15 protein-coding genes and 1 other RNA gene are annotated in these 21,735 nt (G+C 73.7%); 4 read left to right on the top strand and 12 right to left on the bottom strand.

Annotated elements, in window-relative coordinates:
* Window positions 1-74 precede the first annotated feature (74 nt).
* The 3 genes from ACFWJB_RS03015 to ACFWJB_RS03005 all read right to left on the bottom strand — a co-directional run bounded on the left by ACFWJB_RS03015 (window position 75) and on the right by ACFWJB_RS03005 (window position 4,798).
* Window positions 75-2,276, bottom strand: coding sequence for a glycosyltransferase (locus ACFWJB_RS03015; protein ID WP_385470092.1), 2,202 nt, complete (start codon window positions 2,274-2,276; stop codon window positions 75-77).
* Entirely contained in the window at window positions 2,276-3,667 is a 1,392-nt protein-coding gene (locus tag ACFWJB_RS03010; RefSeq protein WP_386919908.1) for a hypothetical protein, read from the bottom strand. Before ACFWJB_RS03010 ends, ACFWJB_RS03015 begins: the two co-directional genes overlap by 1 nt.
* A 162-nt stretch (window positions 3,668-3,829) precedes the next feature.
* Window positions 3,830-4,798 carry a LysR family transcriptional regulator gene (locus ACFWJB_RS03005; RefSeq protein WP_386919906.1) on the bottom strand — a complete coding sequence of 323 codons (969 nt, stop codon included), beginning with the start codon at window positions 4,796-4,798 and terminating at the stop codon, window positions 3,830-3,832.
* A gap of 83 nt (window positions 4,799-4,881) precedes the next feature.
* On the opposite strand from ACFWJB_RS03005, the gene ACFWJB_RS03000 reads away from it, so the two are divergent.
* Window positions 4,882-6,189 carry an MFS transporter gene (locus tag ACFWJB_RS03000; protein WP_386919904.1) on the top strand — a complete coding sequence of 436 codons (1,308 nt, stop codon included), beginning with the start codon at window positions 4,882-4,884 and terminating at the stop codon, window positions 6,187-6,189.
* Window positions 6,190-6,237: 48 nt separating this feature from the next.
* Here ACFWJB_RS03000 and ssrA read toward each other — a convergent pair.
* The 5 genes from ssrA to ftsE form a co-directional block, all read right to left on the bottom strand.
* Window positions 6,238-6,637: a transfer-messenger RNA gene (ssrA, locus tag ACFWJB_RS02995) on the bottom strand.
* A gap of 89 nt (window positions 6,638-6,726) precedes the next feature.
* Window positions 6,727-7,206 (bottom strand): SsrA-binding protein SmpB, encoded by a 480-nt coding sequence (gene smpB / locus ACFWJB_RS02990; RefSeq protein ID WP_189231037.1) that lies wholly within the window; start codon window positions 7,204-7,206, stop codon window positions 6,727-6,729.
* Window positions 7,207-7,291: 85 nt separating this feature from the next.
* Window positions 7,292-8,464, bottom strand: coding sequence for a S41 family peptidase (locus ACFWJB_RS02985; RefSeq protein ID WP_386919901.1), 1,173 nt, complete (start codon window positions 8,462-8,464; stop codon window positions 7,292-7,294).
* 68 nt (window positions 8,465-8,532) lie between these two features.
* Window positions 8,533-9,450: a permease-like cell division protein FtsX gene (ftsX, locus tag ACFWJB_RS02980; protein WP_189231039.1), complete on the bottom strand. Its 918-nt coding sequence runs from the start codon at window positions 9,448-9,450 to the stop codon at window positions 8,533-8,535.
* A gap of 46 nt (window positions 9,451-9,496) precedes the next feature.
* A complete protein-coding gene (gene ftsE / locus ACFWJB_RS02975) occupies window positions 9,497-10,186 on the bottom strand; it encodes a cell division ATP-binding protein FtsE (protein ID WP_003975843.1) in 690 nt (229 codons plus the stop codon).
* A 226-nt stretch (window positions 10,187-10,412) separates the two neighbouring features.
* On the opposite strand from ftsE, the gene ACFWJB_RS02970 reads away from it, so the two are divergent.
* Window positions 10,413-10,604 carry a hypothetical protein gene (locus tag ACFWJB_RS02970; protein WP_350722638.1) on the top strand — a complete coding sequence of 64 codons (192 nt, stop codon included), beginning with the start codon at window positions 10,413-10,415 and terminating at the stop codon, window positions 10,602-10,604.
* Window positions 10,605-10,690: 86 nt separating this feature from the next.
* Here ACFWJB_RS02970 and ACFWJB_RS02965 read toward each other — a convergent pair whose 3' ends face one another.
* The 4 genes from ACFWJB_RS02965 to ACFWJB_RS02950 all read right to left on the bottom strand — a co-directional run bounded on the left by ACFWJB_RS02965 (window position 10,691) and on the right by ACFWJB_RS02950 (window position 15,935).
* Window positions 10,691-11,371: an LPXTG cell wall anchor domain-containing protein gene (locus ACFWJB_RS02965; protein WP_385470103.1), complete on the bottom strand. Its 681-nt coding sequence runs from the start codon at window positions 11,369-11,371 to the stop codon at window positions 10,691-10,693.
* A gap of 314 nt (window positions 11,372-11,685) precedes the next feature.
* Window positions 11,686-12,792, bottom strand: coding sequence for a peptide chain release factor 2 (gene prfB / locus ACFWJB_RS02960; RefSeq protein ID WP_385470105.1), 1,107 nt, complete (start codon window positions 12,790-12,792; stop codon window positions 11,686-11,688).
* 76 nt (window positions 12,793-12,868) lie between these two features.
* A complete protein-coding gene (locus ACFWJB_RS02955; RefSeq protein ID WP_386919899.1) occupies window positions 12,869-14,113 on the bottom strand; it encodes a serine/threonine-protein kinase in 1,245 nt (414 codons plus the stop codon).
* Window positions 14,114-14,255: 142 nt separating this feature from the next.
* A complete protein-coding gene (locus ACFWJB_RS02950) occupies window positions 14,256-15,935 on the bottom strand; it encodes a serine/threonine-protein kinase (protein ID WP_385469180.1) in 1,680 nt (559 codons plus the stop codon).
* A 430-nt stretch (window positions 15,936-16,365) separates the two neighbouring features.
* Here ACFWJB_RS02950 and ACFWJB_RS02945 point away from each other — a divergent pair, with 430 nt between their 5' ends.
* Window positions 16,366-19,893: an FHA domain-containing protein gene (locus tag ACFWJB_RS02945; protein WP_386920261.1), complete on the top strand. Its 3,528-nt coding sequence runs from the start codon at window positions 16,366-16,368 to the stop codon at window positions 19,891-19,893.
* Between the two features lie 420 nt (window positions 19,894-20,313).
* Complete coding sequence (locus tag ACFWJB_RS02940) at window positions 20,314-21,735, top strand: ABC transporter substrate-binding protein (protein WP_385469178.1); 1,422 nt, start codon at window positions 20,314-20,316, stop codon at window positions 21,733-21,735.

Genomic DNA, 21,735 nt, shown 5'->3' with positions numbered 1-21,735 from the left:
GGTCGGGACCGGGCCGGAGCCCGGGGCGGCGGCCGGGCCGGGGACCGGACGTGTCGGGTCGAAGGGCGAGGTGGTCATCCGACCGGCCTCCCGTCCATGGCGTGCGGCCGTTGCGTGGGAACGCCCGGGTCTCCCGGTGGTGCGGACACCCCGCCCGTGCGCCGCAGCTTCTGCCAGCGCAGCCGGCCGCCGGTGAGCGCGGTGATCCAGGACTGGAGCAGCACGACGTACATGACCTGGCGGTACAGGATCTGCTGGAGCGGGAGCGAGATGAGCGGTGTCAGCCGTTCCCGGTCGAGGATGAACGCGTACGTCGCGCACACCGCCTGGATGGCGAGGACGCCCAGCCACGCGACGATCGTCTTCTCGGTCGGGCCGAACACGATGCCGTAGAGCAGGAAGATGTCGATCAGCGGGGCCAGGAGCGGTGCCACGACCATGAACAGGGAGACGAAGGGCAGGCCGACGCGGCCGAAACGGCCCGAGGGGCCCCCTTCGATCACGGCGCGGCGGTGCTTCCAGATGGCCTGCATGGTGCCGTAGGACCAGCGGTAGCGCTGGGACCAGAGCTGCTGGACGGACTCCGGGGCCTCGGTCCAGGCGCGGGCGTTCTCGGCGTAGACGACCCGCCAGCCGGCGCGGTGCAGCGCCATGGTGACGTCGGTGTCCTCGGCGAGGGTGTCGTCGCTCATGCCGCCGAAGGGCTCGAGCGCGGAGCGCCGGAAGGCACCCACGGCGCCCGGGATGGTCGGCATGCAGCGCAGGACGTCGTACATGCGGCGGTCCAGGTTGAAGCCCATCACGTACTCGATGTGCTGCCAGGCGCCGATGAGGCTGTCCTTGTTGCCGACCTTCGCGTTGCCCGCGACGGCGCCGACCTTCGGGTCGCCGAAGGGCTGGACGAGCTCGCGGACGGTGGACGGCTCGAAGACGGTGTCGCCGTCCATCATGACGACGATGTCGTGACTGGCGTTCGCCAGGCCGCGGTTGAGCGCGGCGGGCTTGCCCGCGTTGAGCTGGCGGATCACCCGGACGTTGGGCAGGCCCATCGCCTCCACGATCCGGGCCGTGCCGTCGCTGGAGCCGTCGTCGATGACGATGACCTCGACCGGGTGGTCGCTCTCCATCAGCGAACGGACGGTGTTCTCGATGCACTTGGCCTCGTTGTACGCCGGCACCAGCACCGTCACCGGCTCGGTGACGGGCGGGCCCCAGCGGAAGCCCTTGCGGCGCACCCGGCGGGCGTGGACGCCGGACAGCAGCAGCATCAGCAGGAAGCGGCCGATGACCAGGGAGCCGATGATCGCCAGGCCCACCACCAGGACGTCGGTGAGCTTCTCCGAGGCCTGGACCAGCCAGACCCACGCCTTGCCCTTCCACAGTTCGACGCCGGTCACCGGGCTCATCGCGCTGGGCGCGTCGATGGCCTCGGTGAGGTTGTCGAACTCGTAGCCCTTCTTCTTCAGGTCGGGCAGGAAGGTGTCCAGGGCCTGCACGGTCTGGTGGCGGTCGCCGCCGGAGTCGTGCATCAGGACGATGGCGCCCTTGCCGCCGTGCGGCGTGGCGCGGCGGATGATCTCCTGGACGCCGGGCTTCTTCCAGTCCTCGCTGTCGGTGTTGTTGACGACGGTGATGTAGCCGCGGGAGCCGATGTACTCGGTGACCGGCCAGGACTTGTCGTCCATGGCGTCGGCGAAGGAGGAGTACGGCGGGCGGAAGAGCGAGGTGCGGACGCCGGCCGCGCCGGTGATCGCCAGCTGGTTCTGCGACAGCTCCCAGTCGATGCGCTTCTTGGACTGGAAGGAGAGGTCGGGGTGGTTGAAGGTGTGCAGGCCGACCTCGTGGCCCTCGTCGACCATGCGCTTGACGAGGTCCGGGTAGCGGGAGGCCATGGTGCCGGTGACGAAGAAGACCGCGTGCGCGTCGTGCTTCTTCAGCACGTCCAGCACCCTCGGCGTCCAGACCGGGTCCGGGCCGTCGTCGAAGGTGAGGACGAGGCGGTGGTCGGGCACGCTCAGGCTGCCGGCCCGGCCGCCGCGGGTGTCGATGACCGGGCCCCCCTCGAGGATCTTCCCGGGTACGTGGGCGGTGCCGGCGGGCGGCTGGACGCGGTGGTCGGCGAGGATCTCGCTGTGCACGTAGCCGCGCAGCATGAGCATCGCCACCAGGGCGACGAGGACGAGCAGCGGCAGCAGCAGGCGCAAGGGCAGGCGGCGGCGCCGGGCGCCGTCACGTGCGCCGCGCGCGGCGCCGTGACGGCGGGTGCGGGATGCCATCAGAGGGTGTACTCCGGGGAGAGGGACGTGGAGGTGCCGGTGGGGGACGCGACTCCGGCGGCCACGGGGGAGACGTCGCTGCCACCGTTCACGGTGGTGCCGGCGCCGGGGTCGGTGGTGGTGCCGCCGTCCGTCGGCGTGGTCGGCTGGACCGTGGTCTCGCCACCGCCCGCCGGCGTCGTCGGGTCGGTGGTGGCGGGGGGCGGCTGCTGCGTCGTCACCGTCGGGTCGGGCTGGGCCGCGCCGCCGCCCGGCTTCGGTGCGGTTCCGGTCGCGGAGGGCCGGGGATCGGCGCTGCCGCCCGGCTGTCCCGCGGTGGCGGAGCTGCCGGGCGCGGAGGCGTCGGGGGACGCCGTCGCGTCGGCACCGGCCGAGGCGCCGTCCAGCGGGGTGGCGCTGCCGCTCGCGGAGGGCTGCGCGGACTGCGAGGGCAGCGGCGTGGTCTCGACCTGCCCGGCGGGCTGGCCCTGTTCCTGACCGGGCACGGGCAGCCAGGGCGCGTTGGAGTTGCCCGACAGGAGCGTGGAGACGATGACGACGGCGTAGATCGCGCAGGCGCCGCCCAGGGCGATGCCGATGCGGCGGAAGCGGCGGCTGCGGCGGCCCGACTCGTCGACGAACACCGGTCCGTCGGAGGCGTCGGGGGCGGCGTGCCTGCCGGGGCCGTTGGCGGCCCGGCGGATGATGCCGTCGCCGAGCTGGACGGCGTCGAGCTGGACCGTGACCTCGTGGGGGTCGTGCGTGTGGTCGGAGCCGGCGGCCGGGTGCGCGTCGGGTGCGTCCAGGGCGCCGGGCGTCTCCTGCCAGGGGTCGCGGAGTGCGGCGGTGGCGGGCGCGGGGAAGGCGCGGGTCGGGGCCGCCTGGGCGGCCGACGGGAGGACGTCCGTGGCGTCGGCGTCCGGGTGCGGCGCTTCGCCGAACCGGGGGCCACCGTGCCGGGGGACCCCGCCCTGCCCTATTCGGTCCCGGCCTGTGCGGTCCTGCCCTATTCGGTTTCGGCCTGTGCGGTCCTGGACTGTTCGGTCCCGGCGCGCCGGGCCGCCGAACAGGTCGGTGCCGACCTGCGGAAGGACCTCGGTACGGGACGCGTCCGCGGACGCCGGGGAGACGTGGCGCGGCAGCTCCGTCCCGGCGCCCGCGTCGGGACGCGGCGCGTCCGTGCTCCGGCCGGCCGGGAACCCCCCGGCCTCTCCGAACCATCCGGACCCCGCGGGCGCGCCGGTCACCGGGGACGCCGCTCCGGGCATCGGGGACGGCGCGGTGCCCGGGAAGGCACCGGTGGCGGGAAGCACCTGGGTGGCGTCCTGCTGGGGTCCCGGTGCCGCGGCATCACGGGTACCGGACGCGGCGCCGGGCCACTCCGGTTGGGCGTCTTCTTGCCAATTCCTCACGCGCACGCACTTCCCCCCGAGGGAACAGTTCCGGGTGCGCATACGACTCCGAGCACCCGTCGGCCGAACCGGCCCCCACCAGGTTCGCACGCCCCCTGTACCACACAGCGCTCAGGCCAAGAATGTAGCGCACGCGAGGGAGGTGTGGTTGCCGCGTGCCGGTTAATGGACGGACATCACAGCGGCGTCACTGGCCGGAATCCACCCTTCTGCGGGCCGGTGGAGCCACCCGTTCTCGGCCGCGACCTGGGCGGCAGCCCGGCGCAGCGCGTCCAACGCGGGGTGCACCAGCCCCTTTCGCCAGACCAGTGAGACGGGCGACAGCGGGACGGGATCGACGAGCGGGCGCACCACGGTGGAGGCCATGGCCGGAAAGCTCACCACCGCGAGGATCGGATTGCGCGTCTTGTCCATGATCCGCCGGAACTCCTCGTCCCCGACGGCCAGCGGAAGGGGTGGTGCCACCTCGATGCCGCGTCCCTCGAACAGGCGGTGTCCCAGGTCGGTCCACTCCGGCGTCCGCGGGTTGCCGGCCCCGGCGTACACGGTCTCCCCGGCCAGTGCGGCGAGCGGCACCCGAGGCAGCGGGGCCAGGGGGTGGTCCTCGGGCAGGACGACCGCCATGGGCTCGTAGCGCACCGGCTGGTGACCGAGTCCGGCCCGCAACGCCGGGGGCAGGCCCGCGAAGCGGCCGAACGAGGCGTCGAGCCGCCCCGCGAGCAGCTCGGCGGCGGCGCCGGTCAGACCGCTCTCGTAGCGGGCCATGAGCTCCAGTTCGGGTGCGAGGCGCCGGGCCCGTTCCAGGACCAGGCGCCCGGTGACCAGGCCGGGCGAGTTGAGGTCGACCAGCAGCGGGCGCGCCTGCCCGAAGGCGGCGAGGAGGTCGTCCTGCGCCTGGAGCACGCGGCGGGCGTACGGCAGCAGCCGCTCGCCGTCGGCCGTCAGCGTCACCTGCCGGGTGGACCGGACGAACAGCTCGGCGCCCAGCTCGCGTTCCAGGCGCCGCACGTCCCGGCTGAGTGCCTGCTGGGCGACGTAGAGGCGGGCCGCGGCGCGGGTGAAGTGCAGGTCCTCGGCGACGGTGACGAAGGCGCGCAGGAGGCGCGGATCGAGGTGAACCGGTGCGGGCATCCGGCGAATTTACAACGGGAGTGCGTGAATGCGTACCGAGAAGGTGTTGGACCCCGTGATCTCCCGCGGGCGACGGTTGGCGCATGCCGCCAACGACTCCTCGACGCTCCCGTCCGCAGGCCCCCCTGTTCACCGTCACCGCCGACGCCCTCGTCGCCGCCGACTTCCGTCCGCGCGCCTCGCGCCGGCCGCCGGGCCCGTACCGGCGCCTGCTGTCCGTGCCCGGCGCCCGCGCGTTCACGGCCGGCAATCTCATCGCCCGGCTGCCGATGGGCATGTTCAGCGTCAGCGCGGTCGTGATGATCGCCGGTACGCGCGGCTCGTACGCGCTCGCCGGTGCCGTCACCGCGACCGGGCTGGCGGCGACCGCGCTGGTCGCGCCGTGGACCGCGCGGCTCGTGGACCGGTACGGGCAGGCCCGGGTGGCGGTCCCGGCGACGCTGTTCGCGGCGCTCGGCTCGCTGCTGCTGGTGCTGTGCGTGCGCTCCGGGGCCCCCGACTGGACCCTGTTCGCCGCGTACGCCGCCACGGCCACGACGCCCAACACCGGCGGCATGGCCCGCGCCCGCTGGTCGCACCTGCTGAAGGGCGACGCCGGCGCCCTGCACACGGCGAACTCCTTCGAGCAGGCCACGGACGAGCTGTGCTACATGCTCGGGCCGGTCCTCGCGGCGTTCCTGTGCACGTCGCTGTTCCCGGAGGCGGGCACGCTGGTCGGGGTGTTCCTGCTGGTGACCGGCATCCTGCTGTTCGCCGCCCAGCGCGCGACGGAGCCGCCGGCCCGGCCGCGCCCGGCCGCGAAGGCGCCCTTCCGCGCGCCCGGCATCCCCCCGCTGCTGGCGATGTGCCTGGCGACGGGTGCGGTGTTCGGCGCGATGGAGGTCGTCACGATCGCGTTCGCGGACGCGCAGGGGCACCGTTCGGCGGCCGGCGCGGTCCTGGCGCTCCAGGCGGCCGGTTCCTGCGCGGCGGGCCTGCTGTACGGCGCCCTGAAGCCGTCCGGGTCGGCCGCGGCCCGCCTGCCGTGGTGCGTGGCCGCGATGACGGCCCTGATGACGCTGCCCCTGCTCGCCGCGTCCCGCACCGGCTCGCTGCCGCTGCTGGCGCTCACGCTGCTGGCCGCGGGGATGGCGACGGCCCCGACGATGGTGACGACGATGACGCTGGTCCAGCACCGCACTCCCGAGGGCCGCCTGAACGAGGGCATGACCCTGGCGGTGACCGGCCTGCTCGGCGGCATCGCCTGCGGCAGCGCGGCCGGCGGCTGGACGGTGGAGCACGTGTCGCCCACGGCCGGCTTCGGCGTGCCGGTCACCGCGGCGGCCCTCGCCCTGACCCTGGCCCTGCTGTCCCTGCCCCGCCGGTCCCGTCCGGCCGGTGCCCGGGCATGACGAAGGCCCCGTCGCCCGGAAGCGACGGGGCCTTCGCCCACATGGGAACTGTGGAGATGGCGGGAATCGAACCCGCGTCCAACGGTGTGGAACCAGGGCTTCTCCGTGTGCAGTCCGCTTCGATTTTCTCAGCCCCGGAGATCACGCGGACAAGTCTCCGACGGGCTCAGTCACTGTTTGGTTTCCCTCTTCACCCCGTGACCGGGATCAAGGTTTAGTCCCCTAGCTGATGCCAGGATCCGGGTCGGGAACAGCCCCGGGCTGACACTCCCTTTGTAGGAGGCTCGCTTCGCTACCTGAGATCAGGCAGCGAGGGCGAAGGCCTGCTGGGAGGAATCGCGCTTGGTGTTGGCGATTATTTTTTTCGGCCTGTGGTTTACGAGATCATGGCCGCTTCCTCGACACGCTTCCCCTGCTTCGACAGCCGCTGTCGAAACCGATCATCCCCATGTTGATTTTTCAAACCGTGCACCGTCCAGGCGGTGCGGATCCATCGTACGTGACCAACGCACGGGGGTGCCAGCCTATTCCCCCGGCTCAGGCCCGCTGCTTGCGGCGGATCGCGGAGATCGTCCGCTCCGCCTCGCGCCGGTCCTGCTTCTCGCGCAGGGTCTGGCGCTTGTCGTACTCCTTCTTGCCGCGTGCCAGCGCGATCTCGACCTTGGCGCGGCCGTCCTTGAAGTACAGGGCGAGGGGCACGATCGTGTGCCCGGTCTCCTGGGACTTCGACTCCAGCTTGTCGATCTCCACGCGGTGCAGCAGCAGCTTCCGCTTGCGGCGGGCGCTGTGGTTGGTCCAGGTGCCCTGGCTGTACTCCGGCACGTGCACATTGTGCAGCCACGCCTCGTGCCCGTCGAGCTGCACGAAGCCGTCGACCAGCGACGCCCGCCCCTGGCGCAGTGACTTCACCTCGGTCCCGGTGAGGACCAGGCCGGCCTCGTAGGTGTCGAGGATCTGGTAGTCGTGCCGCGCCTTCTTGTTCTGCGCGATCAGCTTGCGCCCTTTTTCCTTAGCCATAGTGCAGCCCATTTTGGCACTACGGAGGGGGTCCGCGGGAAGCCGGTTTCGCGGGGCCGGGGCGCGGTGCGGCGGGGGCGGGGCCCTACCGTCCCAGTCCGCTGAGCACGGTCCGCGCCCGCTCCAGGGCGGCCGGGTCCGCCGGGTCGACCTCGAGGTCGGGCGTGATGCCCGTGCCGTCGACGCCGCGGCCGGCGGGGGTGCGGTAGTGCCCGACGGTCAGTTCGGCGACGGAGCCGCCGGGGAGCCGGCTCGGCATCTGCACGGAGCCCTTGCCGAAGGTGCGGGAGCCGACGACGACCGCCCGTCCGCGGTCCTGGAGGGCCCCGGTGAGGAGCTCGGCCGCGCTCATGGTGCCGCCGTCGACCAGTGCGACCAGGGGCCTGGCGGTGTCGCCGCCGGGTTCGGCGTGCAGGGCGCGCTGGTCGCCGTCGACGTCGTAGGTGGCGACCAGGCCGCCGTCGAGGAAGGCGGAGGCGGCCGTGACGGCCTCGGCGACCAGTCCGCCGGAGTTGCCCCGCAGGTCGAGGACGACGCCGGTGCCGGAGGGCACCCGCTCCACGGCGTCGCGCACCTGCCGGCCGACGCCCTTGGTGAAGGAGGCGACCTTGACGACGGTGACGCCGTCGGCGAGCGTGCGCACGCTCACCGGGTCCGTGGACAGCCTGGCCCGGCGGACGGTCTCCGTCCAGGCCCGCGTGCCGCGCTCGAGGCCGAGCCGGACGGCGGTGCCGGCCGGTTCCTCCTCGGCGTCGCCGCGCAGTATCGAGACGACCTCGGTGACCGGGCGCCCGTCGACCCGCTTCCCGTCGACGCTGCGCAGCCGGTCGCCCGCGCGGATCCCGGCCTCGGCGGCGGGCGACCCGGAGCGCACCCCGGTCACCTCGATGCGGCCGTCGCGCTCGCGGCGCGCGGAGAGGCCGACGCCGGTGTACCGGCCGTCGAGGGCCTCCTCCAACTCCTCGTACTCGCCACGGGAGTAGACGGCGCCCCAGCGGTCCCCGCTGCGGCTGACGGCGCGTTCGGCGGCCTCCACCGGGGACTTGCCGTCGGCCATCGCCTCGGCCGCCGCCCGGGCCACGTCCTCGTGGTGCCCGGCGGGCGCGGCCGAACGGGCCTCTTCCGACGGTGACTTCCGGCCGGTCTCCGGGAACGATCCGGTGGCCGCCCCGGCGACGAGCACGCTCGCGAACACCAAAGTCAGGGCGGCCCCGTGGCGTGCGCGACGGGGCTGACAGAACAGGTCACGACCTGACATGCCGGTGAGTCTAGGACAACGCGAGAGGGCCGAACGGTCGCTCGACCGTTCGGCCCTCTTGGCATGTGTCACACCTTCAGGTACTTGCGCAACGCGAAGAACGCGGCCAACGCGGGCATCAGCAGACTGGTGGCCAGGATCAGCGGGAGCTTCGTCAGCAGGGCGTCCCAGCCGATGAAGTCGATCAGGGCCAGCTTGTCGGACAGCGCGAGTCCGTGGTCGATGATGAAGTACCGCGCGGTCACCAGGAAGGCGCAGGCGACCGCGCCGCCGATGAGCCCCGCGACCGCCGCCTCCATGATGAACGGCGCCTGGATGTAGAAGCCCGAGGCGCCGACCAGCCGCATGATGCCGGTCTCGCGCCGCCGGCTGAAGGCCGAGACGCGGACCGTGTTGACGATCAGCATCAGCGCGACGACCAGCATGAGCGCCATCACCGCCCGCGCGGCCCAGTTCATGCCGTTGAGGAGCTCGAAGAGGTTGTCCAGGGTGCTGCGCTGGTCCGCCACGGACTGCACGCCGTCCCGGCCGTCGAAGGCGGTGGCGATGACCTGGTACTTCTCCGGGTCCTTCAGCTTGACGCGGTACGACTCCTGCATCTGGTCCGGCGTGAGCGAGCTGGCCAGCGGCGAGTCGCCGAACTGCTCCTTGTAGTGCTTGTACGCCTCGTCCTGCGACTCGTACGTCACCTTCTCGACGACGTTCATCTCGTCGAGGTCGGCCAGGATCTGCTTCTTCTGGTCCTCGGTGACCGCGCCCTTGGCGCAGGCGGGGTCGGACTTCGCGTCGCTCTTGTTGCAGAGGTAGACCGTGACGTTGACCTTGTCGTACCAGTAGCCCTTCATGGTGTTGACCTGGTCGCTCATCAGGAGCGAGCCGCCGAACAGGGCCAGCGACAGGGCGACGGAGACGATGACCGCGAAGGTCATGGTCAGGTTGCGGCGGAGACCGACGCCGATCTCCGAGAGCACGAACTGGGCGCGCATGGCGAGTGGTTGAGCCTTTCCGTGGAAGCCGGTGCGGTCTGCGGTCTCAGTGCTGGTAGCCGTAGACGCCGCGCGCCTGGTCGCGGACGAGGCGGCCCTTCTCCAGCTCGATGACGCGCTTGCGCATCTGGTCCACGATGTTCTGGTCGTGCGTGGCCATCACCACGGTGGTGCCCGTCCGGTTGATGCGGTCGAGCAGCTTCATGATGCCGACGGAGGTCTGCGGGTCGAGGTTGCCGGTCGGCTCGTCCGCGATCAGCAGCTTGGGCCGGTTGACGAAGGCGCGCGCGATGGCGACGCGCTGCTGCTCACCGCCGGACAGCTCGCCCGGCCTGCGGTCCTCCTTGCCGCCGAGCCCGACGAGGTCGAGCACCTGCGGCACGGACTTGCGGATCTCGCCGCGGGACTTGCCGATGACCTCCTGGGCGAAGGCGACGTTCTCGCCGACCGTCTTGTTCGGCAGCAGGCGGAAGTCCTGGAACACCGTCCCCAGCTGGCGCCGCATCTGCGGCACCTTCCAGTTGGACAGGCGCGCGAGGTCCTTGCCCAGAACGTGCACCTGGCCGTGGCTGCACCGCTCCTCGCGGAGGATGAGCCGCAGGAAGGTGGACTTCCCGGAGCCGGAGGATCCCACGAGGAAGACGAACTCGCCCTTCTCGACCTCCAGGGAGACGTCCCTGAGGGCTGGGTGGCTCTGTTTGGGGTAGACCTTGGAGACGTTGTCGAATCGGATCACGGATGCACCACGGGTCGCCGGGGGTAGATGAGCGTGACCATACGCGAACCGGGGAGCCGACCGCAGTCACCGGTAGGGGTTGCGCGGTAGTTGCACGTTTTGTCCCGGCCATCGCCTCGCCGGGACCGCGCGCAGGGGCTTCCGGAACCTGGCACAGTGGAAGGGGAACGTTCACGGCTCCGTGGGCGTTGTGCTGAGTGAACCGGTTGCAAGGAGGGCGAGGCGCATGACGTACGACCGGTTGGTGTGCGCGAACTGCGCGGCGCCCGTGAGCGAGGGCCGGTGCCCCGTGTGCCGGGCGAACCGCGAGCGCCTGCAGCAGGAGAGCTTTTTCCAGAACCTGAATCCGGTGGCGCTGATCGCGCTGCTGGCGATCCTGGTGGCGGCCGTGGTGCTGCTGGCCCACCAGACGGTGTAGAGCCCGGCGAAGACGCGACAGGGGCCCGGAGCGGTTGCGCTCCGGGCCCCTGTGTGTACGCGCTGTGCGCGGACGCTCGGCTGCCGTCAGGCAGCGGCGCCGCGGCCGCCCATCATGCGCGGCAGCACACGGAAGCCGATGCCGCCGGCGATCATCGTGGCGGCACCGATCAGCAGGAAGGTGGTCTCCGCCGCACCGGTCTCGGCGAGCTCCTTGCCGCTGCCCTGGGCAGCGGTGTCGGAGGCCTGGGCCTGCTCGCCGGTCTCGGTCAGGGCGGAGGAGCCCTGCTCCTGGGTGGAGGCGTTGGAGCCGCCGTCGGGGTTGGTGTTGTTGCCACCGCCGCCGTTGCCGCCGCCGTTGCCGTTGCCGCCGTTCCCGTTGCCGCCGCCGTTCCCGTTACCGGGGGCCTCGGTGGGGTCGGTCGGGGTCGTCGGCTGCGTGGGGTCCGTCGGCTCGGTCGGAGTCGTGGGCTCGGTGGGCTCCGTCGGCTCGGACGGGTCCCCGGTGGGCTCGGTCGGGACGGTCGGGTCCGTCGTGGGTTCCGTCGGGATGGTGGGCTCGGTGGGGATGGTGGGCTCGGTGGTACCCGGCTCCGTCTCCTCGCCGCCCGTGACGCTCAGGCTGAGCCCGGCGCCCTGGTCGTCGGTGCTCGCGCTGACACCGATCTCGAGCGCCGAAGCCGCACCGGCGGCCGTCAGCGAGGCACCGGCCGCGATCACGGCACCGGCCGCTATGCGTGCGACACGGATCCGCGTCTTCTTGGTCATATGGTTGCTACCCCCAGTAGCTGAATCGTCAGTGAGGCGGCGCCAGGGGCCGTGATCGACGGGGGGTTGGTTGCGCTGAAGCGATGTCCCCCGGTTCACATGCGCCCCAGAAATACGCATGCCGAGCCTCACCCTTACGAATGTTCAAAGCATCGTCAAGGTCATTGCGTACGCGATGTCCTGGTACGGAACGTATGCCGGACACAAAGGGTGTGAGTGTGATGTAAAACCCGGACATCGCCGACGAACAAAAGGCAACTGCCGCCCGTGAGGCGGCAGTTGCCTTGTCGACAAAGCGTCGCGGACGCTTCCCGCTACTTCTCCCGCTGCTTGCGCCAGCGAATGCCGGCCTCGAGGAAACCGTCGATCTCGCCGTTGAACACGGCCTCGGGGTTGCCCACTTCGTGCTCGGTGCGCAGGTCCTTGACCATCTGGTAGGGGTGCAGCACGTACGAACGCATCTGGTTGCCCCAGGAGTTGCCGCCGTCGCCCTTGAGGGCGTCCATCTTGGCCTGCTCCTCCTGGCGGCGCCGCTCCAGCAGCTTGGCCTGGAGGACGTTCATCGCCGTGGCCTTGTTCTGGATCTGGGAGCGCTCGTTCTGGCAGGAGACGACGATGCCCGTGGGGAGGTGGGTGAGGCGCACCGCCGAGTCGGTGGTGTTGACGCCCTGGCCGCCGGGGCCGGAGGACCGGTACACGTCCACCCGCAGCTCGGACTCGTCGATCTCGATGTGGTCGGTCTGCTCGACCACGGGGAGGATCTCGACGCCCGCGAAGGAGGTCTGGCGGCGACCCTGGTTGTCGAAGGGCGAGATGCGCACCAGGCGGTGGGTGCCCTGCTCGACGGAGAGGGTGCCGTAGGCGTACGGGGACTGCACGGCGAAGGTGGTCGACTTGATGCCGGCCTCCTCCGCGTACGACGTCTCGTACACCTCGGTCTTGTAGCCGTGCTGCTCGGCCCAGCGCAGGTACATCCGCTGGAGCTTCTCAGCGAAGTCGGCGGCGTCCACGCCACCGGCCTCGGCGCGGATGTTGACGAGCGCCTCACGGGCGTCGTACTCGCCCGAGAGCAGGGTGCGGACCTCCATCTCGTCCAGCGCCTTCTTCACGGCCGTGAGCTCGGACTCGGCCTCCGCGCGGGTGTCGGGGTCGTCCTCCTCCTCGGCCATCTCGAAGAGCACGGCGAGATCGTCGATCCGGCCGCGCAGGACCTCGGCCTTCCGCACCTCGGCCTGGAGGTGGGAGAGCTTGCTGGTGATCTTCTGCGCCTCGTCCGGGTTGTCCCACAGGGAGGGCGCGGCCGCCTGCTCCTCGAGCACGGCGATGTCTGCCCTCAGCCTGTCGAGGTCCAGGACGGCCTCGATCGACTCCATGGTCGAGGAGAGGGACTTCAGCTCTTCGGATACATCGACGACTGCCACGCATCCAGCGTAACGGCTCCGCCAGGCGGTCCACGCCGGACCGCGGCGGGCGGTCCCGGTCGCGGCGTGCCCTGGCTCACGGAGAGGCCGGTGCCGAGTTCCGCGTGTCCTGGGGGCCCGGGTCGCCCTCGTCACCGCTCGTGGCCAGCCAGGTACCGACGCCGACCGCCGCGACCAGGGCGAGCGCGCCCGCGCCCAGCGTGAGCCGGCGACGCCGGGCGGCGGCGCGGTTGCGGGCCGAGCCGGGACGGGGGGCGCCGGACGCGCGCGGGGCCCGGGCGGTGCCGCGGGCGCCGCCGGCCAGCTCGTCGGGGGCCGGTACCCGCATGGAGGTGTGCGTGTCGCGGTTGGAGTCGGCCGGCTTCGCGCCCGGCACCAGCGGCACCGCTCCCCGGCGCCGGGCCGGCTGTCCGGCGGACGCCGGCGACGCGGGGGCCTCCTCGGGCTCCTCGTCCTCCTGGTCGGCGTCGGGCTCGTCGACGTCCAGCGGCGCCATCCCGGCCAGCATCGGCAGCAGCTCGCGCAGCCGCGCGCCCAGCTCGGAGGCGCGCAGCCGGGAGGCCGGCGCCTTGGCCAGGCACTGCACGAGCAGCTGCCACAGCTCGTCCGGGATGCCGGGGAGGGGGACGACGGTCTCGGTGACGTGGCGGCGCAGGACCGCGCCGGGGTGGCCGCCGCCGAAGGGCGTGAAGCCGGCGAGCAGCTCGTACAGGACCGTGGCCAGGGCGTAGATGTCGACGGAGGCCCGCGGTGGCAGGCCCTCGACGATCTCCGGGGCCAGGTAGTCGGGGGTGCCGATGATCTTCGTGGCGCGGGTGCGCCGGGGGGTGTCGATGAGCTTGGCCACCCCGAAGTCGGTCAGCAGCGCGGGGTGCGAGCCGCCGGGGCCGAGCGGGCCCTGCATGTCCAGCAGCACGTTCTCCGGCTTGACGTCGCGGTGCACGACCCCGGCGGCGTGGGCGGCGGCCAGGCCGTCGGCGACGTCGGCGACGATGGCCACCGCGGCCTCGGGTGCCAGGCGCCGCTCCCGGTCCAGGCGGGTGCGCAGGTCCGTGCCGCGGACCAGGTCCATGACCAGGGCGAGGTCGTTGCCGTCGACCACCAGGTCGCGCACGGAGACGACGTGCGGGTGCTCCAGGCCGAGCAGGGCGGTGCGCTCCTGGACGAAGCGTGAGACGAGTTCCTGGTCGGACGCCAGGTCCTCGCGCAGCAGCTTGATCGCGACGGGTCCCTCGGGCCCCTCGCCCAGCCACACCGTGCCGGCGCTGCCCCGCCCGAGGATCTGGTGGGCGGTGTACCGGCTGCCGATCTTCCGTGCCAAGACTGCTCCTACCGACGCGTGTTGCGCACAAAGCTACGCGTCCGACGAGCCGGCCTTCACGGCGGAGGCGGAAATCACCCGTCAGTTGTCGACAAATCTCCAGAGTCGGGGGTGCAGGGCGCCCGGGCGGGCCCCGGGCGGGTCAGTTGCCGCCCGAGCCGCCCAGGTCCCCGATCCAGCCGGTGACGGTGCCGAACCAGTCGCTGAGCTGGTCCCAGTAGCCCTTGCCGGTGCCGATCCAGTCCTGGAGCGGGCTCAGCTCCCAGACCAGCCAGCCGGCCACGAAGAGGATGACGAGGGTGACCAGGCATCCCTTGAGGCAGCCGAGACCGGGGATGCGCATGGGATTGGCGCTGCGCTGCCGCGGCGGCCGGGGCTCGCGCCGGGGCGCCTGCGGCTCGGGCGCGGGCGGCGGGGCGTAGCGCTGCGGCTGGGGCTGCTGGGGCTGCGGTGTGGCGTACCGCTGCGGCTGGGGCTGGGGCTGCTGCGGGTAGCCGTAGCCCTGCGGCGGCTGCTGGGGGCGCGGCTGCTGCTGCGGGCGGGCGACCTGCCGCTGGGGGCGGCGGCGCAGCGGGTCCTCGTTCGGGTCGAGGTACTGGACCTGCGTCTGCTCGTTGCGGTCGCGGGCGGCGCGGAGCTGGTTCTGCCAGGGGTGCGGGTCCTCGGGCCCGCCGGGCTGCCCGCCCTGTCCCGGCCCGCCCGGCTGTCCCGGCGGCACCGGCGGCATGACGGCGGTCGGGTCGGCCGCGCCGCGGTGCGGCAGTACGGCGGTGGGGTCGGCGGCGCCCGCGGGGTTGCCGGTGTGCGGCAGGACGCTGGTCGCGCCGTTGGGGTCGTAGGCGCCGTTCGGGTTCTGCGGCAGGACCTGCGTCGGGTCGGCGGCGCCCGCGGCGCCCGGCACCGGCGCGGGGGCCGGGTCGGGGGCGAGGAGCGCGCCGACGTTCTCGGCGGCGCCGATCTGCGCGCTGTTCGCGTGCACGCCGATGCCCTCGGCGACGACGCGCAGGCCGCGGGCGAGGTTCTCGGCGCTGGGGCGCTCGTCGGGGTTCTTGCGCAGGCAGCGCTCGATGACCGTCCACAGCGGGTCGGGGACGGTGGAGGGACGGCGCGGCTCGGAGCTCAGGTGCTGGTGCAGCACCTCGAGGGCGGAGCCGCCGGAGAACGGCGGGCGGCCGGTGACCAGCTCGTACAGCAGGATGCCGGCGCCGTAGATGTCGACGGCGGAGGTCTGCGGGCGGCCCTCGGCGGACTCCGGGGCGACGTACGCGGGCGTGCCGACGAACTCGTGGGTGCGGGTGAGGCCGGGCGAGTCCGCCAGGCGGGCGATGCCGAAGTCGGTGAGCATCGGGTGCATCTCGCCGCCGGTCTGCTTCAGCAGCACGTTGGCCGGCTTCAGGTCGCGGTGGACCACGCCGTCGGCGTGGCTGGCGGCGAGCGCGTCGGCGATCTGGGCGGTGAGCAGGGCGGCGGCGACCGGGGTGAACGGTCCGTTCTCCCGCAGGTAGCGGTGCAGGTCGGGGCCGTCGACGAGGTCCATGACCAGCGCCAGCAGCTCGCCCTCGACGACCAGGTCGCGGACCCGGACGATGTTGGGGTGGGTCAGCCGCAGCAGGACGGAGCGCTCCCGCAGGAAGCGCATCACGATGTCGGCGTCGCTCGCGAGCTCCTCCTTGAGGACCTTGATCGCGACGGTCTCGCCGGGCTGTCCGGCCACGGCCGCCTCGGCGCCCGCGGTCTCCCGCTGGCGGGCACGCCAGACGGTGCCCGTGGCACCGCGACCGAGGGGCTGCTCGAGGAGGTACTTGCTGCCTACCGGCCGCACGTCATGCGCTCCCTGTTGCTTGCTGGCTGTTCCGACCCACTGTAGTGCCGCGGTGTGCGGCCCGGGCTGTCGTCGTCCTGTGGTTCCCATTGGTACGCCGGTGCGCCGTACGTTCCGCTTCGGCGCATGTCCGAAGGAAAGACGCGCCACCCGGTCCCTTGGTTGCCGGGCCCGGACGTGACCGATCTCAAGCGGTCACTCCGCGGTCAGCGGCAGGTCACCCGTCAGGCATTTTTGCGGGCAGAGCCGACCATTCAAGATCATTCGATGGCGGCGGGCGGGCGCGTTGTCGGTGGCAGGTGCGAGGATGCCTCCAGTACTGGCCGACGTGCTCGTGTGGCGGTGGGGGAAGTCCGCGGTGGGGGACCGCGGAGCGAAGGCTTCGTCCCCGGCGATCGCGGGCGCCCGCGCGAAGGGACCGCTGACGGCGATGCAGATCCGGCTGACCGTCGTAGATCCGCTGGGCCCGCACGTGTCCACGGGGGGCAGAGCGCACGCCGCGAGCCGCGACGTGCTGGTCACGGCGCCGGCCGGCACGGCACTGGCGGCGGTCGCCTCCGCGCTGGCCTCGGCGGTCCCCGGCGGTGACGTCCAGGGCTCCGGCCAGGTCGTCCTGTACGCCGGGGAGCAGCGGCTCGACGCCCAGCGCAGCACCCTGGGCGAGCCCCCGCTGATCGACGGTGCCGTGCTCTGCCTGGGCGCCCCGGGCGAACCCGACCCGCACGCCGAGCCCTCCGACGTCCCGGCCCAGCTGCACGTGGTCGCCGGCCCCGACGCGGGAGGCGTCCACCTGCTGCACGGGGGGCAGATCCGGCTCGGCCGGTCCGCCGACGCGGACGTCGCGCTCGACGACCCGGACGTCTCCCGGACGCACTGCGCCGTGACCGTCGCCCCCGACGGCCGCGTCTCGGTCGCCGACCTCGGCTCGACCAACGGCACCACGCTGGACGGCGTCCGCGTCGGCGAGCGCCCCGTCCGCTTCGCGCCGGGGGCGCTGCTGCGGATCGGCGAGTCGGCGCTGCGGCTCGTCCCGGCCGCCCGGGGCACCGCGATACGGGTGGCGACGGCACCGGACGGCGAGGGGTACGTGCGCCTGACCGGCGCGGTGGCCGACGACGGGGAGCGGGTGGCCCACGGACGCGCGGCCGACGGCCCGGACGGCCCGGCCGAGCGCACGCACCACGCCCACGGCCCGATGACGTACGGCACCGTCGCGGAACCGGCCGGCCCCCCGACGGCGCCCGGCCGGGGCACCGAGCCCCGCGTCGAGAGCCACGGCACCGGGTTCCCGGGGGACGCGCCGCCCCGGGTGGACGACACGCACGCCGCTCCCACGGCGCCGACCGGCACGGGCTGGGGCTACGCGGGGATGACCGGCGCCTCCGGACGTGACGGCGTTCACGGGAGCGGGCGGGGGGAGGAGTCCGGCCCCGCCGGTGCCGGCCCCGGGCCGTCGGGTGTGGAGGGCGCGCCCGCGGGCACGGACCCGGCGGGCGCCCGGGGGGACGGCACGGGCGCGGGCGGCGGCCGCAAGGGGACGCCCCTGCGCGGGACCGACGTACCGCAGGGCGTCGTACGCAGGCGTGGGGGCCTCGGCGCGTGGGCGCGGCGGCTGGCCGGCGGGCGCGCGGGCGCGCCGGACGCGGCCGGGCCCGACGCGTACGCCGACGAGGAGGCCACCGGTCCCGCACAGGCGGCACTCCTCCCCGGCGCCCGCCCCGCGCCGGAGACGTGGCCGGACTCCGCCTCGCTGCTGCTGACGGCGCTGGGACCGGGGCCGCGGCTGTGGGAGCGGGGGCCGGAGCACCCCGAGGTGCTCGCCGTGCGGCTCGGCACGGCCGACCGGATGGCGCCCGGCGGTGCCGCACCGCTGCCCGCGGTCCCGGTGACCGTCGGGCTGCGCGAGGCCGGGGCACTCGGGCTGGCGGGCCCCCGCGCGCGGCTCACCGGGCTGGCCCGCGCCGTGCTCGCCCAGCTCGCCGCGCTGCACTCCCCCGACCTGCTGGAGATCGTCCTGATCAGCGCGGACCGGGCCCGTCCGCTCGCGGAGCGCGTCGCGGAGTGGTCGTGGCTGGGCTGGCTGCCGCACGTGCGCCCGGGGCACGGCCAGGACTGCCGCCTGCTGTTCGCCCACGACCGCGACCAGGCCATGGCCCGCGCCCAGGAACTCCTGCGCCGCCTGGAGGACCACCGGACGGACGCGCCCGCCGGCGCCCGTCCGCCGGCCCCCGCCGGCACGATCCCGGCCCAGCCGGCGGCCCCCGCCCAGGAGGGACGGCACAGCGACCCGGACGGGTACGACGGCCCGCCCGACGGGTCCGCGGCGGTCGCGGGAGCCGGCAGGCGGCCCTCCTGGGCGCCGGCGGACGACGGGAGCGACCCGGACGGCGGCTTCCCGGGGCCCTACACCGTGGTCGTCGTGGACGGCGACCCCGGCGGCGCCGACGTGCGCGAGGTGGTGGCGCGGCTGGCCCTGGAGGGCCCCCGGGCCGGCATCCACGTGGTGTGTCTCGCCGAGACGGCCGCCGCCTCCCCGACCTCGCCGGTGGCACGGACGTACGAGGCGGCCTGCGCGGTGTCGCCGGTCTTCCGCGACTGCGGCGCCGTGGCACTGCTCAGCGGTGACGTGGCGACGGCCCTGCGGCTGCTGCGCGTCGCGCGCACCGGCTCGTCCCCGAGCGGCCCGGTCGGCCACGGCACCCTCGGCACGGTGGACGCCGTCTCCGCTGCCTGGTCGGAGCGGTTCGCGCGCGCCCTGGCGCCGCTGCGCACCGACGGCGCGGCGGGCGAGCGGCACGCGCGGGTGTCCGCGCCGCTGCCCCAGGCGGCCCGGCTCCTCGACGAGCTGGGCCTCGCCCGGGCGACCCCGGCGTCCCTGATGGCCCGCTGGGCGGACGCGGCCGACGACACGGAGGCACTCGGAGGGCGCGCGCACGCCGTGCTGGGCGCGGGACCGCGCGGCCCGGTCGCGGTGGACCTCGCCGCCGAGGGACCGCACCTGCTGATCGAGGGCCCGCCCGGCAGCGGCCGCACGGAGCTGCTGCGGGCGCTCGTCGCCTCGCTCGCCTCCGCGGAGCGCCCCGACCGGCTCGGCATCGTCCTGATGGACGGCCGGGACACCGTGGGCGCGGGCCACGGACACGGCGAGGGCCTGCGCGTCTGCACGGACGTACCGCACGTCACCACCCACCTGACCGCCGACGACCCGGTCCGTATGCGGGAGTTCGCCCAGTCGCTGAGCGCCGAGCTCAAGCGGCGCGGCGAGCTGCTCGGGCGGTCCGACTTCGCCGAGTGGCACACCGGGCGCGAGGTGTCGGGGCGGATGGTCGCCCAACGCACGGCCGTGGGCGGCGGAGTGCCGGAGACGGGGGACGTCGACTCGCCGCCCAGCTCGACGCTCCGGCTGCGGCCGGGCGCGGCCCGGCGGCGGGCGGGGGCGGTGCCGCCGCTGCCCCGGCTGGTGGTCGTCGTGGACGATCTGGACGCGCTCGTCACACCCCCGCTCGGGTCGCCGGGGCGGCCCGCGGCGGGATCGGTGATGCGGGCGCTGGAGGCCGTGGCGAGGGAGGGCGACCGGCTCGGGGTGCACCTGGTGGCGGCCGCCGGGCCGGGGGGCCGTACGGCCCAGACGGAGCCGGCCCGCCGGGCGGCGCTGCGGGTCGCGCTCGACGCGCCGGCGGCGGGTCCGGACGAACCGCTGCCGGGGCGTGGGCGGTTGGCCTGGGCGGACGGCCGGAGCACGGCGTTCCAGGCGGGCCGGGTCACGGGGCGCATCCCCCGCACGGCGACGCTGCGGCCCACCGTGGTGGCGCTGGAGTGGCACCGGATGGGGGACCCGCCCGCCCGGCGGCCCGTGCGTGAGCTGGGGAACGGGCCGACGGATCTGGCGTTGCTGGCCAGCGCGTTGGAGCGGGCGGCACGGGAAGTCGCCGCCGCGGAGGTGCCGTCGCTGCTGTGACGCGGCGCGTCACGGCCGGTCCGGCGCTGCCGCGCGGGGCCGGCCGCACGGCCCGGCATCGCGGGGTGCCGTCGCCGCTGTGACGCAGGACGTCGCCCCGGTCCGGCGCTGCCGCGCGGGGCCGGCCGCACGGCCCGGCGCCGCGGGGTGCCGTCGCCGCTCTCGAGGTCGGCTCGAGGGCGGGCGGACCCCACCGCCCGCCTCTGCCGTCCCTCGCGTCGCCTCCCGGACGGGCCCCGGCACCGGGGAGACATACCGCCGCAGGCGGCGGGCCCGGCCGCGGGACGCGGGGGGCGAGTCACGACGCGATTACGATCTTCGGTTTCCCCGCGGACGCGCTCTTGCCGCCCTCACCCCCCTGGCGTACACCAGAGCGCACGGACAGCGCCGGACGTTCGACGAGGAACGAAGAACGGGGCAGTGATGCGCACGAGCAGCACCATGAGGACACGCAGGACCGCGGGGACGGTCACGGGCCGGGCGGGGAGGAGGACGGCCAGGGCCGCCGCCGTGCTCGCCGCGGGCGCCCTCGCGCTCTCGCTCACCGCGTGCAGCGGTGACGACGACAAGGACAGCGGCGACAAGGCGAGCCAGGGCAGCGGCGGCGAGAAGCCCGCCACGCTGACCCTCCCCAAGCTCGACGGCGAGAGCCTGGAGGTCGCCGCCGTCTGGACCGGCGCCGAGCAGGACAACTTCAAGAAGGTCCTCGCCGAGTTCGAGAAGCGCACCGGCGCGAAGGTGACCTTCGTACCGGCGCAGGACCCGATCATCAACTTCCTCGGGTCGAAGATCGCCGGCGGCGCCCCGCCGGACGTGGCGATGCTCCCGCAGCCCGGCGCCATCAAGCAGGCGGTCGACAAGGGCTGGGCCAAGCCGCTGGGCGCGGAGGCCACCAAGGAGCTGACGAAGAACTACTCGCAGGGCTGGCAGGACATCGGCAAGGTCGGCGGCAAGCAGTACGGCGTCTACTACAAGGCCGCCAACAAGTCCCTGATCTGGTACAACGCGCAGGTCTTCGAGAACGCGGGCGCCTCCGAGCCCAAGAGCTGGGACGAGTTGCTGACCACCGCGCAGACGGTCTACGACTCGGGTGTCACGCCGTTCTCCGTGGGCGGCGCGGACGGCTGGACGCTCACCGACTGGTTCGAGAACGTGTACCTCTCGCAGGCCGGCCCGGAGAAGTACGACCAGCTCGCCAAGCACGAGATCAAGTGGACTGACCCGTCCGTCAAGCAGGCCCTGACCACGCTCGCCCAGATCTGGGGCAAGAAGGACTACGTCGCGGGCGGCGCGTCCGGCGCGCTGCAGACGGAGTTCCCGGCCTCGGTGACGCAGACCTTCACCGGCGGCGACCAGCCCAAGGCGGGCATGGTCTACGAGGGCGACTTCGTGCAGGTCAACATCGGCGAGACGGACGCGAAGGTCGGCACGGACGCGAAGGTGTTCCCGTTCCCGGCCGTCGGCGACACCGCGCCGGTGGTCTCGGGCGGCGACGCGGCGGTGATCCTGAAGGACTCGAAGGCGGCTCAGGCCCTGGCCACCTTCCTGGCCTCCCCGGACGCGGGGGCGATCCAGGCGAAGCTGGGCGGCTTCCTGTCGCCGAACAAGGCCATCGACACCAACGCGTACCCGAACGAGGTGCAGAAGAAGATGGCCGACGCGCTGATCGCGGCCGGCGACGACTTCCGCTTCGACATGTCGGACCAGGCCCCGCAGGCCTTCGGCGGCACGCCCGGCAAGGGCGAGTGGAAGGCGCTCCAGGACTTCCTGAAGAACCCGAAGGACGTCGCGGGAGCGCAGGCGAAGCTGGAGGCGGACGCGGCCGCCGCCTACGGGGGCTGA

This window comes from Streptomyces sp. NPDC127100 (genome assembly GCF_042724095.1).
In the GTDB taxonomy this organism is placed as follows: Bacteria; Actinomycetota; Actinomycetes; order Streptomycetales; family Streptomycetaceae; genus Streptomyces.
Note: the sequence above shows the minus strand (reverse complement) of the source record. Positions and strands in the feature narration are given on the sequence as shown.